General features: G+C 60.1%; 14 protein-coding genes. 10 read left to right on the top strand and 4 right to left on the bottom strand.

The genetic code is table 11. The features are described from left to right. The 8 genes from secY (at window position 1) to IEX75_RS03395 (ending at window position 6,593) form a co-directional block, all read left to right on the top strand. Entirely contained in the window at window positions 1-1,326 is a 1,326-nt protein-coding gene (secY, locus tag IEX75_RS03430) for a preprotein translocase subunit SecY (protein ID WP_188792848.1), read from the top strand. A 122-nt stretch (window positions 1,327-1,448) separates the two neighbouring features. After that, complete coding sequence (gene rpsM, locus IEX75_RS03425; RefSeq protein ID WP_188792847.1) at window positions 1,449-1,805, top strand: 30S ribosomal protein S13; 357 nt, start codon at window positions 1,449-1,451, stop codon at window positions 1,803-1,805. Between the two features lie 12 nt (window positions 1,806-1,817). Further along, a complete protein-coding gene (rpsK, locus tag IEX75_RS03420; protein WP_126683159.1) occupies window positions 1,818-2,207 on the top strand; it encodes a 30S ribosomal protein S11 in 390 nt (129 codons plus the stop codon). A gap of 11 nt (window positions 2,208-2,218) precedes the next feature. Beyond that, window positions 2,219-2,845 carry a 30S ribosomal protein S4 gene (gene rpsD, locus IEX75_RS03415; protein WP_188792846.1) on the top strand — a complete coding sequence of 209 codons (627 nt, stop codon included), beginning with the start codon at window positions 2,219-2,221 and terminating at the stop codon, window positions 2,843-2,845. A 16-nt stretch (window positions 2,846-2,861) separates the two neighbouring features. Then, window positions 2,862-3,860 (top strand): DNA-directed RNA polymerase subunit alpha, encoded by a 999-nt coding sequence (locus IEX75_RS03410; protein ID WP_188792845.1) that lies wholly within the window; start codon window positions 2,862-2,864, stop codon window positions 3,858-3,860. A 330-nt stretch (window positions 3,861-4,190) separates the two neighbouring features. Further along, complete coding sequence (rplQ, locus tag IEX75_RS03405) at window positions 4,191-4,571, top strand: 50S ribosomal protein L17 (protein WP_188792844.1); 381 nt, start codon at window positions 4,191-4,193, stop codon at window positions 4,569-4,571. 148 nt (window positions 4,572-4,719) lie between these two features. Beyond that, window positions 4,720-5,232, top strand: a complete 513-nt coding sequence (locus IEX75_RS03400) for a disulfide bond formation protein B (protein ID WP_188792843.1) — start codon at window positions 4,720-4,722, stop codon at window positions 5,230-5,232. Beyond that, a complete protein-coding gene (locus IEX75_RS03395) occupies window positions 5,229-6,593 on the top strand; it encodes a class II 3-deoxy-7-phosphoheptulonate synthase (RefSeq protein ID WP_188792842.1) in 1,365 nt (454 codons plus the stop codon). The genes IEX75_RS03400 and IEX75_RS03395 overlap by 4 nt, the downstream gene beginning before the upstream one ends. Window positions 6,594-6,609: 16 nt before the next feature. On the opposite strand, the gene bla is transcribed toward IEX75_RS03395, so the two are convergent. After that, a complete protein-coding gene (bla, locus tag IEX75_RS03390; RefSeq protein WP_188792841.1) occupies window positions 6,610-7,497 on the bottom strand; it encodes a subclass B3 metallo-beta-lactamase in 888 nt (295 codons plus the stop codon). Between the two features lie 85 nt (window positions 7,498-7,582). After that, on the bottom strand, window positions 7,583-9,196 hold the full coding sequence (locus IEX75_RS03385; protein WP_188792840.1) for an amidase: 1,614 nt from the start codon (window positions 9,194-9,196) through the stop codon (window positions 7,583-7,585). Window positions 9,197-9,308: 112 nt separating this feature from the next. Here IEX75_RS03385 and IEX75_RS03380 point away from each other — a divergent pair, with 112 nt between their 5' ends. Together IEX75_RS03380 and IEX75_RS03375 are read left to right on the top strand one after the other, a co-directional pair. Beyond that, window positions 9,309-10,016 carry a c-type cytochrome gene (locus tag IEX75_RS03380; protein ID WP_229720616.1) on the top strand — a complete coding sequence of 236 codons (708 nt, stop codon included), beginning with the start codon at window positions 9,309-9,311 and terminating at the stop codon, window positions 10,014-10,016. After that, window positions 10,013-11,305 carry a c-type cytochrome gene (locus IEX75_RS03375; protein WP_188792839.1) on the top strand — a complete coding sequence of 431 codons (1,293 nt, stop codon included), beginning with the start codon at window positions 10,013-10,015 and terminating at the stop codon, window positions 11,303-11,305. Before IEX75_RS03380 ends, IEX75_RS03375 begins: the two co-directional genes overlap by 4 nt. A gap of 4 nt (window positions 11,306-11,309) precedes the next feature. On the opposite strand, the gene IEX75_RS03370 is transcribed toward IEX75_RS03375, so the two are convergent. Next, a complete protein-coding gene (locus IEX75_RS03370) occupies window positions 11,310-12,434 on the bottom strand; it encodes an efflux RND transporter periplasmic adaptor subunit (RefSeq protein ID WP_188792838.1) in 1,125 nt (374 codons plus the stop codon). A 67-nt stretch (window positions 12,435-12,501) separates the two neighbouring features. After that, window positions 12,502-15,687, bottom strand: coding sequence for an efflux RND transporter permease subunit (locus IEX75_RS03365; RefSeq protein ID WP_188792837.1), 3,186 nt, complete (start codon window positions 15,685-15,687; stop codon window positions 12,502-12,504). Window positions 15,688-15,736: the final 49 nt, after the last annotated feature.

Raw genomic sequence — 15,736 nt, 5'->3', positions numbered from 1 at the left:
GTGGCTGCAGCCAAGGGTCCATCGGTCGGATCGCTCGGCAAGTTGACCGAGCTGCGTCAGCGCATCTTCTTTGTGATCGGTGCGCTGATCGTGTTTCGCCTCGGCTCATTTATCCCGGTGCCCGGTGTCAACCCGGACGCCATGGCTAATCTGATTGGTCAGAGTGGCGGCATCCTGGACATGTTCAACATGTTCTCGGGTGGTTCGCTGGGTCGTTTCTCGGTTTTTGCGCTGGGCGTAGTGCCATATATCTCCGCCTCGATCGTGGTGCAGATGATGGGGTCGGTTATTCCCAGCCTGCAGGCGCTGCGCAAAGAGGGGCAGTCGGGTCAGCGTCAACTGACCATGTATACCCGTATCGGCACGGTTGGCCTGTCTGCCTTCCAGGCTTTCGGTATTGCGGTGGCCTTGATGAAGCAGCAGACCGCCGGCGGAGTGCCTGTGGTCTACATGCCAGGTTTTGGTTTCATCCTGTCGTCCGTAGTTGGCTTGACTGCTGGCTCGCTGTTCCTTATGTGGCTGGGTGAGCAGATGACCGAGCGGGGTATCGGCAACGGTATTTCGCTGCTGATTTTTGCAGGTATCGTGGCGGGTCTGCCCAATGCGGTAGCACATACGTTGTCGATGTCGAGCAACGGAGAGCTAAGCACGATCAAGCTGATCATGGTGGTTGCATTGGTGCTGGTGGTGACGGCCTTTGTGGTGTTCATGGAGCGTGCGCAGCGTCGCATTACCGTGAACTATGCGCGACGGTCGGGCGGGCAACGCTCGTACATGAACCAGACCTCGCACTTGCCGCTCAAGATCAATATGTCGGGTGTGATTCCACCTATCTTCGCGAACAGTATCCTGATGTTCCCGGCGATGGCTGCTACCTGGGGCAACGCTAGTCATCAGTCCCGCTGGCTGCAGGATTTGGTGCAGGCGCTGACTCCTGGTGAGCCGCTCTACGACATCATTTATGCAGTTCTGGTGATTACGTTCGCCTTCTTCTACACGGCGATCGTTTTCAACTCGCAAGATACAGCGGACAACCTGAAGCGCTCTGGCGCTTTGATACCGGGTATCCGTCCGGGTCGTTCGACGGCGGATTACATCGATTCAGTAATGACTCGTTTGACCGGCGTCGGCGCCATCTATCTGGTGCTGGTTTGCCTGGTGCCAACGTTCATGCAGAACGCTTGGCACGTTCCGTTCTACTTCGGCGGTACCTCGCTGCTGATCGTGGTGGTGGTGGTGATGGACTTTACCGCGCAGGTACAGGCGCATTTGGTCAGTCACCAGTATGAAGGTTTGCTCAAGAAGGCCAATCTGCGCCGCGGCTGAGGCGTAGGGTGGGTCCCGGTGGAAAGGCGGCGGTGCGCAAGTGCCGCAGGACTTTCCTGACAGTTTGATTAAGGTTAGAATTGCGCGTTTACCGCGCAAGAAAGCATCGGAGAAAGTACATCATGGCGCGCATTGCGGGTGTCAATTTGCCGGTCCAGAAACACGTCTGGGTTGGCCTGCAGAGCATCTATGGGATCGGCCGCAGCCGGGCCAAGAAGGTCTGCACGGACGCGGGTGTAAACCCGAACGTTCAGATCAAGTCGCTAAGCGAAGGCGAGGTGGAGAAGATTCGCCACGAAATCGCCAAGTATGTTGTGGAAGGCGATCTGCGCCGCGAAGTCGGCATTGCCATCAAGCGTCTGATGGATCTGGGTTGCTACCGCGGCCTGCGCCATCGCCGCGGTCTGCCGGTGCGCGGCCAGCGCACGCGTACCAATGCGCGCACCCGCAAGGGCCCGCGTCGCGCGATCAAGAAATAATTGGAATAAGTCATGGCAAAGCCAGCAGTTAAGACCAAGAAGAAAGTCAAGCGTGTTGTCACCGATGCGGTGGCTCACGTGCAGGCCTCCTTCAACAACACCATCGTCACCATCACCGATCGCCAGGGCAATGCGCTCTCGTGGGCGACCGCTGGTGGCGCGGGTTTCCGTGGTTCGCGTAAGTCCACCCCGTTCGCTGCCCAGGTCGCCGCCGAAAAGGCTGGGCGCGCCGCTGGCGAGTACGGCGTGAAGACGGTGGAAGTGCGAATCAAGGGCCCGGGCCCGGGCCGCGAGTCCGCGGTGCGTTCGCTGAACGCGCTCGGCTACAAGGTTCTGAACATTATCGATGTCACGCCGATTCCGCATAACGGCTGCCGTCCCCCCAAGAAGCGTCGCGTCTAAGGAGCACAACCATGGCACGTTATCGTGGAGCTACCTGTAAACTGGCGCGTCGCGAAGGTTCGGATCTGAGCCTTAAGAGTCCTGCGCGCGCTATCGATTCCAAGTGCAAGCTTGAGAATAAGCCCGGCCAGCATGGCGCCAACAAGCGCATGCGCATGTCCGATTACGCCGTACAGCTGCGTGAGAAGCAGAAGGTCAAGCGCATCTACGGTGTGCTTGAGCGCCAGTTCAGCAACTACTACACCAAAGCGTCGACCCTCAAGGGCAATACAGGTGAGAACCTGCTACGTCTGCTTGAGAGCCGCTTGGACAATGTCGTCTACCGCATGGGTTTCGCGGTTACCCGCGCCCAGGCTCGCCAGCTTGTGTCGCACAAGGCGGTGCTGGTGAATGGCAAGAAGGTCAACATTCCGTCCTACCAGGTGCGCCCGGGCGATGAAATCGCACTGACCGAGCGCGCGCGCAACCAGTTGCGCGTGCAGGAAGCCGCCACCGTGTTTGACACGATGGACCTGCGCCCGCAGTGGATTGAAGTGGACGCCAAGAAGTTCGCCGGCACGTTCAAGTCGGTTCCGGATCGTGGAGATCTGCCGACCGACATCAACGAAGCGCTGATCGTCGAGCTTTATTCGAAGTAATCAACCGGAGCCCTGCATGGCAGTTTCGTCAACCAGCGTACTGCGGCCTCGTGGCCTCAGCGTTGAACAGCTCGGACCGAATCGCGCCAAGGTGGTGGTTGAGCCGCTTGAACGCGGTTTCGGCCACACCCTGGGCAACGCGTTGCGTCGCGTGCTGCTCTCATCGATTCCCGGCAGCGCCATCGTCGAGGTCGAAATCGATGGCGTGCTGCACGAGTACACCACTTTGGAAGGTCTGCAGGAGGACGTCATTGAAGTCCTGCTCAACCTCAAGGAAGTGGCCATTCGCCAACACACGGGTGATGAAGTCACCCTCACCCTGTCCAAAAAGGGCAAGGGCGTGGTCACGGCTGGCGACATCGTCGTCGACCACTCGGTAGAGATCATCAATCCGGAACACGTGATCTGCCACCTTACCAAGGACATCACGCTGAACATGCGTCTGAAGGTGCGTCGTGGCGTCGGCTATCAGCCGGCCAGTTCACGTCAGCATCCAGATGACGAGGCGCGTCCGATCGGCCGCCTGCAGCTCGACGCCTCGTTCGCGCCGGTGCTGCGTGTGGCTTACGAAGTGGATGCCGCTCGCGTTGAGCAGCGTACCAACCTCGATAAGCTGATCCTCGACATCGAGACGAACGGCACCATCGGTGCGGAAGACGCGGTACGCAAGGCCGCCGAAATCCTCAACGACCAGCTGTCGGTGTTTGGTGATTTCTCGCGCCGCGAGAGCGCGACGGACAAGGCGGAGAAGGGCGGTTTCGATCCGCTGCTGCTGCGTCCGATCGACGACTTGGAGCTTACCGTCCGCTCGGCAAACTGCCTGAAAGCCGAGAGCATCTACTACATCGGCGATCTGGTTCAGAAGACCGAAGTGGAGCTGCTCAAGACCCCGAACCTCGGCAAGAAGTCGCTCACCGAGATCAAGGATGTCCTGGGTGTACGTGGTCTCGCTCTTGGCATGAAGTTGGAAAACTGGCCGCCGCCGGGCTTGTCGCACGGCATGCAGCTGGGTTGATGGTTCGTTCGGGCGATCATCTTGGTCGCCCCAACAACCAGGTATCGGCGAGTGTGTAAAGCGCCTCGCCGGATATCCGAGGCGGTCATTAGACCGCCGCAACACAAAGACAGCCTCCATGGCTGCGCAAAAGAAGTTTTAGCGATCCTATTTGATCGCCGCAAAAAAGCTTGGCGCATGTTGGTTTGCTGACGCCATGCATCCGAAGCGGTCTTCATGACCGCGCTCTTAAAAGAGCCCGTTTCACCAAGGGCTTTAACAGCGGACAACCGCGGGAAGCCGAAACAATGGTCGGCTTTTCATAACAACAGACACTAAGAGATATTCACCATGCGCCACCAAAAATCCGGACGCAAACTTAATCGCACCAGCTCGCATCGCGAAGCAATGTTCAAGAACATGGCGTCGTCGCTGATCAAGCACGAGCTGATCCGTACCACCCTGCCCAAGGCGAAGGAACTGCGCCGTGTCGCCGAACCGCTGATCACGTTGGCCAAGACTGACAGCGTGGCCAACCGCCGTCTTGCCTTCTCGCGTCTGCGCGACAAGCAGGCTGTGGGTAAGCTGTTCGTTGAGCTGGGGCCGCGTTATCGCGAGCGTCCCGGCGGCTACCTGCGCATTCTCAAGTGCGGCTTCCGTCCGGGCGACAACGCTCCGCTGGCGTATGTCGAGCTGGTGGACCGCCCGCGTACCGAAGCGGCTGCCGAATAATTCCAAACCCTGTTTGGACGTCCAAATGCGAACCCCGCCTGAGCAACCAGGCGGGGTTTGTGCGTTAGGAGGGTCGCGTCAAACGCCTGCTGACAGCGTGACGGGGAGCGGGTAATGTCAGCATCCCCACCCACACGACATGGTCCTCATGAACCCCTTCCGCTGGTCCTACCGCATCAGCTTCTTTGTCGGCTTTCTGATCTGCGTCGGCCTGCTCGGATTTGCGCTGTTCGCCGAGTATCAATGGGGCCTGGAGCCCTGTCCGCTGTGCATTTTCCAGCGTATCGGCTTCATGATCATGGCGGTTTTCTTTCTGATCGGCGCCATCCACGGGCCGCGCGCGGGAGGACGTTGGTTCTACACAGGTCTGGTACTGCTTGGCGCTCTGTTCGGTATCGTCACCGCCGGGCGCCATCTGTGGATCATGTCGTTGCCGCCAGACCAGATACCGGCATGTGGCCCCAATCTGGCTTACATGTTCGATGCCTTCCCCTTTTCGAAGGTCTTGAAAATGGTGTTCACCGGCTCGGGCGAATGCGCCAAGATTCAGCCGATCCTGGGCCTGCCGATCCCCCTGTGGTCTTTGTTGTGGTTCGTTTTCCTCTCGATACTGGCGATTCGCGCGGCCTTGCAGCGCGCTACGCCGAGGTTGCGCTTATGAGTCAGACCGTACGCTCTGTCGAACAATTGAACTGGACACCCACATCCTGGCAACAGCATGTGGCCCTGCAACAGCCCCACTACGAAGACCTGACCGAACTCAATCGCGCGCTCAGCGAGTTATCGCATCTGCCTCCGCTAGTCACGTCGTGGGAAGTGCTGGCGCTGAAACAGGCGCTGGCGGAAGCGCAGGAAGGACAGCGCTTTCTCTTGCAGGGTGGTGATTGCGCCGAAAGCTTTGCCGATTGCACCAGCCCGATCATCTCCAATCGCCTCAAGGTGCTGCTGCAGATGAGCTTGGTGCTGGTCCATGGCCTCAAGCAGCCGGTGCTGCGAGTGGGCCGCTTTGCCGGGCAGTACGCCAAGCCACGCTCAGCGGATACCGAGACGCGCGATGGCATCACGCTGCCCAGCTTCCGTGGTGATGTGATCAATGGCCCTGAGTTCACTGCGGAAGCCCGCCGTCCCGATCCGCAGCGCCTGATCCGCGCGCATGCGCATTCCGCACTCACCATGAATTTCGTGCGTGCGCTGATCGATGGTGGCTTTGCCGATCTGCATCATCCCGAATACTGGGACCTCGCCTGGGTGGAACACTCGCCGTTGGCGGCCGATTACCGCCGCATGGTAACGGGCATCGGCGATTCGCTACGCTTCATGGAAACCCTGGCCGGCCCCATCGCTGGCTTCACACGCGTGGATTTTTTCACCTCGCATGAGGCACTGTTGCTGCACTACGAGCAGGCAGTCACCCGCCAAGTGCCGCGTCATCGCGGCTGGTTCAATCTGTCCACGCATTTCCCATGGATCGGCATGCGCACTGCCGCTCTCGATGGCGCGCATGTGGAATATTTCCGCGGCATTCGCAATCCGATCGCCGTGAAAGTCGGCCCGTCGGTCACGCCCGAGCAATTGCTGCCGCTCATCGATGCATTGAATCCTGAAGATGAGCCCGGCCGCCTCACGCTGATCCACCGTATGGGTCACGCGCAAATTGCCGAGAAGCTGCCGCCGCTGCTCGATGCCGTGAAACACACAGGACGCCGCGTGCTGTGGGTGGCCGATCCCATGCACGGCAACACCGAAAGCACGTCCAACGGTTACAAGACTCGCCGCTTCGACAACATTCGCAGCGAGTTGGACCAAGCATTCGATATCCATGCTGCCGCGGGCACCCACCTTGGCGGCGTGCATCTGGAACTGACGGGAGAGGATGTCACCGAATGCATGGGCGGCGCACGTGACTTGAGCGAGGCCGATCTGCAGCGTGCCTACAAGTCGATGGTCGATCCTCGCCTCAATTACGAGCAATCGCTGGAACTGGCGATGCTGATCGTGCGCAAATCCGGGCGCATCGGCTGATCACGCAAGCCACGCCTCAGTGCGTGGCTTTTTGTGCCCCAGTTTCCTGCTGTATGCGTTCTTCGAGATTCTGTTTTCCTTCGCCTGCATAGGCTTTGCATGCCTGCATGTCGATCAAGGGATTGGGCTTGCCTGGCGCGATGCCTGCAGCTTTCTCGAAAAAGCCATCGCGCGGATGTGGCGTAAGCATGATGTCGCACGGCAGTGCTGCCAGCATGGCAAGCGCATGCCGATAGCCAGCAAGGCGTTCCGGGTGGGTTGAGTCGGTATAGCGGTAGTCATTCGTGCTGAGCAGCGAAATGCTGTCGGCATAAACGATCGACAGGCAACGCTTCCCTTCACAAGAACGCCAAGTCCAGCCGGTGCTGCCGGGCGTGTGTCCAGGCATGGCGTGCATTTGCAAAGCCAGTGGGCCGACATGCACCGTTTCTCCATTGGCCAGGACACGAATCTTGGCGACTTTGGGATAGAACGGCGCCATGCCGTGCTGCGGATCATCAGGGTCGTCTCCGCCACGTTCCATCATCTTTGCCGACTTTGCACTCGCTGCGACCGGTGCCCCGCTGTCGTGCGCTAATGCAGCAATGGCGCCTGCGTGATCGCCATGCGCATGGCTGTTGAGAATCAGTTTGATGTCCTGCACGTGAAAACCGAGCGCGCGAATGTTCGATTCGATCATTGCGGCGTTTTCCGGCAGTGTGCCATCGATCAGCACATGGCCTTTGGGCGAAGTGATCAGGATGGCGCTAAGGCCATGCGAGCCGACGTAATAGGTATTGCCGTAGATGCGAAACGGCTTTTGCGGCTGGGTCCAGGTCGCGCGAAAATCAGCGTCGGCAGCCGTGGAGGCATGAGCCATCGCGCATGCCAACAGCGTCGCGCAGAGAGCAAACCAAGGCTTCATGGAAACCTCCGTGCCGAGAAGGAGGCGCCACGTTATGCGATGAGGCTGGCCGAAGCGAGCAGCTTTCGGCCAACCCGATGCTCATTCAATGACTCTGCGCAGGCACCGGCGCATACGAATCGGCGTCTACTGTCGGCAAAAACCTGGGTGGTTGCCATGCGTGCGTGTGCTGCTCAAAACCATACGCGATCGAAATCAACGTCGGCTCGCTCCATTGGGCGCCGAAAAACACGATGCCGACCGGCAAACCATGCGCCCATCCTGCAGGTACGGTTATCGACGGATACCCCGCCACCGCAGCCGGCTGCGATGCGCCACCAATGGTCGGATTGCCGCTCACAATGTGATCGCCAAGCACCAAATCCGTGAGATACGCCGGTCCCCACGACGGTGAGAGCAAGGCATCCAGATGATTGGCCTGCAGCGCCGCATCAATACCTTGCGGTCCCGACAACTGCTTCGCCTTGTTCAATGCATCCACATAGGCCTGGTCGGTCCGTGGTCCCTTGGCTTGCGCTTGTTCGAACAGGTCTTGGCCGAACCAGGGCATCTCACGCGCAGCTTCCTGTTTGTCGAAGGCAATCAAGTCTGCGAGCGTTTTCACCTGCAGCCCTGTGCGTCCAGCCAAGTACGCGTTGAGATCATGTTTGAAGTCATACAGCATCACGGTCATTTCCGGATCGCCAAGTTCAGCCAGATGCGGCAGCGTGACCGGATCCACGATGATGGCGCCTTGTGCCTTCATCGCCGCAATCGCTTCATCCAGCACGCGATCGGCATTGGGTTCATTGCCCGCCAACTGCCGCACCACGCCGATACGCTTGCCGCGCAAGCCGTTGGGATCGAGGAAGCGCGTGTAGTCGGTGGCGTGTTTATCCGCATCCGCAGTAGCGGGATCGCGTGGATCGCTGCCTGCCAACGCCGTGAGCAAGATCGCTGCATCGGTAACGTTGCGCGCCATCGGGCCGGCCGTGTCCTGGTTGTGGCTGATCGGAATAATGCCGCTGCGGCTGACCAGCCCTAGCGTCGGCTTGATACCGACGATGCCATTCATCGAAGCCGGGCAGATGATCGATCCATCCGTTTCCGTGCCCACGGCGACCGGCACCAGACCCGCCGCCACAGCTACGGCGGAACCCGAACTCGAACCGCAAGGATTGCGATCCAGCGCATACGGATTGCGCGTTTGCCCGCCACGACCCGTCCATCCACTGCTGGCATGGGCGGAGCGAAAATCCGCCCACTCGCTCAAATTGGTCTTGCCCAGAATCACCGCGCCAGCCTTGCGCAGGCGGGTCACCAGTGCAGCGTCCCGTGGTGCCGGCGCGCTCACCAATGCCAGTGAACCGGCGGTGGTCAGCGTGTGGTCGCCGGTATCGATGTTGTCCTTCAGCAGCACCGGAATGCCATATAGCGGACCATGCGAAGACGTGCGTTTTGTATCCAGCTTTGCCGCGATCTGCGTGGCATCCGGATTCAACTGCAATACCGAGCGCAAGCTGGGGCCAGCCTGATCGATCGTGTGGATGCGCGCCATATCGTCCTGCACCAGGATCTTGCTGGTGAGCTTGCCGGCATCCATCTGTTGCTGCAGTTCGGTCACGCTTTGCCAAGCTATATCGTTGTCCTGGGCAAAAAGTGGCGCGGAGGGCAGAACGACAAGCGTGAGTGCGGCACACAACAGCGATGGGTGAAGCATGGCGACAACCTCCGGGCGTGGCGTGATGCCGCAGCATAACCGCAGGCGTCACGGATGGCGCACGCGCTGCTCCTATACTTCTGGCATGGGTGCCAGGGGCCGGTCGATGTGTATGCGATGGACAATCCCGTTCGCCTTGCTGCTTTGCAGTGTGCTTGCACATGCCGATCAGGCTTCGGTGCCTGACACGCTGCAGCAACGCATCGCAGCATGTACCACCTGCCACGGTGTGCATGGCGAGGGCTCTTCAGGCAGCGGTTTCTTTCCACGCTTGGCCGGCAAGCCCGCCGGCTATCTCGCCCTGCAGATCCAGAACTTCCAGCGCGGAGTGCGCAAATACGCGCCGATGGAATACACCGTGCGTTTGCTGACCCCGGAATACATGCATGAGATCGCGGCGTACTTCGCCGCACAGCAAGTGCCGTACGAACGCAAACCGGTACCCGCCTTGGCCCCATCGATGCTGCAGCGGGGCGAGCAACTGGTTACTGCCGGCGATCCCGCGCGCCAGGTGCCGCCATGCCAGGCTTGCCACGGTAAGCAGCTGACCGGCACCGAGCCTTCGGTACCGGGGCTGGTCGGCCTGCCTTACGACTACATCAGTTCGCAGCTAGGTTCGTGGCGAACGGGTACACGTGCCTCCGCTGCCCCCGATTGCATGGCGCAGATCGCCAATCGCCTCGCACCTGCCGACATCACGGCCGTCTCGGCATGGCTGGCGAACCAGGAGGTACCCGCTGACACGCATCCGCAACCCGCAGGTTCGATCACACCGCCCTTGCGTTGCGGGGTGTTGCAAGCACAGGGGGACGGCGCATGAAGCCATTGCGTTGGTTATGGATCCCCATCGTGTTGCTGGTAATTGTGCTGGCCGGTGGATGGTGGCTGTCGCAGCGGCATTCGCCGGCGACGGCCTCTCAGGAAGATCCGGCGATCGCGGCCATGCTCAAGGATCCAGGCGTGATTGCCAAGGGCCGCTATCTGGCCACGGCCGGCGATTGTGGCTCCTGCCACACCGCACGCGCTGGCCACGCGTATGCGGGCGGCCGCATGCTGCCCACGCCGTTCGGCAATATCCCCGCGCCCAATATCACGCCGGATACGCAAACAGGCATCGGTAATTGGAACTTCAACGATTTCTGGCGTGCTCTGCACGATGGCATCGGGCGCAGCGGCGAGCCGCTCTATCCAGCATTTTCGTATACCTCGTTCACCAACGTTACGCGTGACGATGCCATCGCCATCTTCGCTTACCTGCGTTCGCTACCACCTGTGCACGAAGCGAATGCCGCACTGGAACTGCGTTTCCCCTACAACGTACGCAGCACACTCGCCGCATGGCGCGCGGTGTATTTCAAAGCGGGTGTCTATCAGCCCAATGCTTCGCAATCGGCATCCTGGAATCGTGGCGCGTATCTGGTGCAGGGGCTTGGGCACTGTAACGAATGCCACGCCGCGCGTGGCGCATGGGGCGGCCTGGAGGCTCGTGCAACCTTGTCGGGTGGACAGATTCCGGAGCAGGACTGGTATGCGCCAGACTTGAGCACGAAGACCAACGGTGGCCTGCAAGGCTGGGGCCGGCAGGACATTATCGACGTGCTGAAGAAAGGGCAGTCATTAAAAAGCGCGGCGGTTGGCCCCATGGCGGACGTGGTGGCCAGCAGCACGCAATACCTGCGCGATGATGATCTGCAAGCCATCGCCGACTATTTGCTATCCCTGCCGGCGCGCGCCACGCCGGCACCGATGCCGGCAAGTTTCGACAGCCAGTCGCTCATCGATCGCGGCAATGCCGTCTACACCGAGCGCTGTGCGAATTGCCATGGCAAGGATGGCGCGGGTGTGCCGGGCGTCTATCCCCCTTTGGATGGCAATGCATCCGTTGTAGAGCCCACCGGCATCAATGCGACGCGCGTGGTATTGCTGGGCGGATTTCCGCCGGTGACTGTCTGCAATCCCCGGCCCTATTCCATGCCGCCGTATGCGCAGCAGTTAAGTGATGCGGATGTGGCTGCCGTGGTCACCTACATTCGCCATGCCTGGTCGAATCATGCTTCGGCAGTGCAGGAGCGCGATGTGGCCACGTATCGGCATACGCCGATCGATTGAATTCTCAAGGCATGCGCTGCTTCTGCGCTTTATTCGGCTCGACGACCTTCACCTGCTGGTCTTCGTACAACGAATCCGGCGGGCTTAGTACGATGCGATCGCCATCGGTCAGTCCCTCGGTGATCTCCACTGTGCTGCCGAAATCACGCCCCAGCGTTACCGGCTGCAGATGCACACGCTGCTGCCCGTCGATCAATGCAACACGCAAACCTTCGGAGCGGAACAGCAGCACGTTCGCGGGAACGACGTAGTTGCGCGTGGCCGTGGATACCTGCAATTTCACGTTGGCATAAACACCTGGCACCAGTTGCAGCTCGTTGTTATCAACATCGATTTCCGTACGCAGCGTGCGAGTGCTCGGATCAAGCGCATCAGCGGTGCGTGCCACCGTCCCGGTGATCGGCTTGGCGCCGTAAGTATTCAAGCTGACGTCGGCAGGCATGCCGACATGCACGCTGGCGGCATACGTTTCCGGTACATCCACATAGACGCGCAGCTTGCTGGTGTCGGCAATCACAAATAGATTGCTGCCGGTGGAACCCGCATCCACCAATGCGCCGATGTTGAGATTGCGCTGCGTAACGATGCCATCGTAGGGCGCGTCGATGTATTTGAAATCTTCCAGGTTCTGCAAGCGCGCCACGTTCGCCTGATCTGCCTGCACGGTCGCGACATCCGCCTTGTACTGCGCCAGATACTGATCAGCCGTCTGCTGCGCGATCAACCCTTGCGTCGCCAGTTTCGCATAGCGGTCGGCGGTCACTTTCGCAAACGCCTCATTGGCCTGATCGGTACGCATCTGCGCCTTGCCTTGCAACAGCTGATTGTCGACGTCCGGCGTATCCAAGTCGGCCAAACGCTGGCCCTTCTTCACGTTGGCGCCGATATCGACATACCACTTGGCCACGTAGCCGGTCGTGCGTGCATATACCTGCGCGTCCTGCCAGGAAGCGACGGTGCCTGGCAAGGTCAGGCCTTGATCCTTGGGTGAGGCGTTGGGCGTGATCGTGGCTACGGTGGCGACGGCATTGCGGTCCGTGTCTTCGGTCAGTTCATGTCGCGCATGCACGCGCTTGACGATGCCAATAGCACCCAGCACGACCAGCACGACCCCGAGCCCGATAAGCACGAGCCGTGCGCCATGTGACGGCTGACTGGGGCGGTGCGAAACATTTGCACTAGACATGTTCGTGCTCTCACGCGGTTGCTGCATCACGGTCGGCCTTGTGGCTGCGATGCATCAAGCTGAAAAAAGTAGGTACGAAGAACAAAGTGGCAGCCGTAGCGAGCAGCAGGCCGCCGATCACGGCGCGGCCCAGCGGCGCGTTCTGCTCGCCGCCTTCACCCAGGCCCAGCGCCATCGGCACCATGCCGATGATCATCGCCAGCGCCGTCATCAACACCGGGCGAAAGCGCTGGAAACCTGCCTCGATGGCTGCTTGTACCGGATCGTCATGATGCGCCAGCCGCTCGCGCGCAAAGCTGATCACGAGAATCGAGTTGGCCGTTGCCACACCCATGCACATGATCGCGCCCATCAGCGCCGGCACCGACAGCGGGGTGCCCGTGAGGAATAGCATCCACACCAAGCCCGCCAAGGCCGCCGGCAGCGCCGCGATGATGATCAGCGGATCCAGCCAGCTTTGGAAATTCACCACGATCAGCAAATACACCAGCACGATCGCAAACAGCAGTCCGCCAAGCAAACCTTTGTAGGAAGATTGCATGGTCTGCACCTGGCCGCGTATATCGATGTTCACGTCGCGCGGCAAATGCTTGGAATGCTCGGCCACCACGCGTTGCACGTCACTGGCCACGCTGCCGAGGTCAGTGCGATCGACCGAAGCATACAAATCCATGGTCGGCCGCGTGCTGTAATGCGTAACGATCGCCGGCCCATCGCTGCGCGAGAAATCAGCGAGATTCTGCAACGTCTGGCTGACCGTCGAGCCACCCGACGAGCTGCTACTCGCCACGCTGCCGCTGGTGCTTCGGATCGGCAGGTTTTTCAACTCCTGCAACGTATCGATGCGATATTGCGGTGTTTGCGTGGCAATGCTGTAACTGATGCCGGTTTTCGGGTCGACCCAGAAGGTAGGATTGACTTGCGAGGAGCCAGCCAGCGCGGTTAGCAGATTGCTCGCCACGTCCTGCGTGGTCAGGCCGACCAGGCTGGCGCGCGTGCGATCCACATTCACGTTGATCTGCGGCAGGTTCAACGCCTGCTGGATGCGCAAGTCGACCAAACCGGGAACCGTCAGCAAATCACCGTAAAGCTCCTTGGCGACTTTCGCTGAGGCGTTCGCGTCATGGCTGGACACCTCCACGTCGATCGGCGCCGGTGCGCCGAAATTCAGAATCTGCCCGACCATATCTGCCGGCAGGAACGAAAAGATCACGCCCGGATATTTCTGTGCAAGCTGTCGCCGCAGGCTGCGCACGTAATCGATGGTGGGGTGATGATCTTCGTTGAGCGTTACAAAGATGTCGCCGTCCGAGGTACCCACCACGCCCGTATTGCTATAGGAAAGGTTGATGCCGCTGTAAGGAATGCCCAAGGTATCGACGATGCTAGCCAGTTCTTGCTTCGGGATCGTGTCGCGGATCACGTCCTCGATGCCGTCGGCAAGGCGTGCCGTCTCCTCAATACGCAGGCCAACCGGCGCACGAAAATGCAGCTTGATCTGTCCACCATCCACGTAGGGGAAAAAGTCGCGGCCAAGCCATGGCACCAGCAGGCCGACAGACAACGCACAGCTGGCGAAGAACAGAATGGCAAACAACCCGCGATGGCGCTCTGTCGTTTCCAGCGCACCGCGATAACCTTCGCGCAAGCGTTCGAAGCGGCGCTCGAAGGCGAGCTGGAAGCCACTCAACGGGCCATTCGCCTGCTTGTTGTGATCGTGCTTCTTCAACCAGAACAGCGACAGCGTCGGCACCAGCGTTCGCGACAGCACGTACGACGCCAGCATGGCGAACACCACCGCCTCGGCCAGCGGTGCGAACAGATACTTCGCTACACCACCCAGGAAGAAAATTGGCACGAACACAATGCAGATGGACAAGGTCGACACGAACGCCGGCACCGCAATCTGGTGCGCGCCTTCCATGATGGCGTCGTAGACCTCTTTGCCTTCCTCCAGATGTGAGTTGATGTTCTCGATCGTCACGGTGGCATCGTCGACCAGAATACCCACGGCCAGCGCCAGACCGCCCAGCGTCATGATGTTGATCGTCTGGCCCAGGGCCGACAGCGCGATGATCGAGGCCAGAATCGATAGCGGAATCGAGATCGCAATGATCAGCGTCGAGCGCCATGAGCCCAGGAACAGCAAGATCATCAAGCCAGTCAGACCGGCGGCGATAACACCTTCGCGAATCACGCCGGAGATAGCCGCGCGTACGAACAGCGACTGATCGGAAAGTGCGTTGATTTCCAGACTTTGCGGAACGGCGGCGCGGATCGCCGGCAGCGAGGCCTTGAGCGTATCCACGATATCCAGCGTCGACGCATCGCCGATTTTCAGGATCGACATGAGCACGGCGCGCTGGCCGTTCACGCGCACGATATTGGTCTGTGGCGGCGAGCCGTCGTGCACGTGCGCCACGTCGCGGACATAGGTGGTGATGCCGTTGGCGGTGCGAATCGGTGCGTTGTTCAGTTCATCAATCTGCTGCGGACTGCCGTTCAACTTGACGCTGTATTCGGTCTCGCCGATCTTTTCCGTACCGGCTGGCAAGATCAGGTTCTGCGCGCCGATCGCCGCCACGACATCGCTGGGCGACAAACCATGCGCCAGCAACGCCTGTGGATTGAGATCGACCTGCACCTGTCGCTGCTTGCCGCCATAAGGGTAGGGCGTGGCGGCGCCGCGTACTGAGGTAATGAAGGTGCGTACGATCTGGTTGGCATCGTCGAAGATCGTGGTTTCCGACAGCTCCTTCGACGACAGCGCGAACTGCAGCACCGGCACAGTGGATGCGTTGTACACCAGGATCAGCGGTGGATTGGTGCCCTGTGGCATTGAACGCAGCACCGTCTGCGAAATCGCGGTGACCTGCGCCACGGCCATGTCGATCTTCACGTTGGGCTGGAAATACACCTTCACCAGGCCAACGCCATTGAGCGATTGCGTTTCGGTGTGTTCGATATCGTTGACGGTGGTGGTCAGCGCGCGCTCGTAACCGGTGATGATGCGGTTATTCATGTCATCCGCGGGCAGGCCGGTGTAATTCCACACCACGGAAACCACGGGGATATCGATATTGGGAAAGATATCCACCGGCGTGCGCAAGATCGCCAGCGGGCCAAGGATCAGCAGCAGCAGCGCCAGAACGATAAAGGTAAGCGGCCGCTCGAGCGCGATTTTGACGATCCACATAACCGATGCTTTCCATCAGCCTCGCCAAACGGACGTCCGTTTGTATCGA

Origin of the sequence: Dyella nitratireducens (genome assembly GCF_014642835.1) — a bacterium.
GTDB lineage: Bacteria > Pseudomonadota > Gammaproteobacteria > Xanthomonadales > Rhodanobacteraceae > Dyella_B > Dyella_B nitratireducens.
The sequence above is the reverse complement of the archived record's forward strand: the minus strand, read 5'-3'. Positions and strand labels throughout refer to the sequence as shown.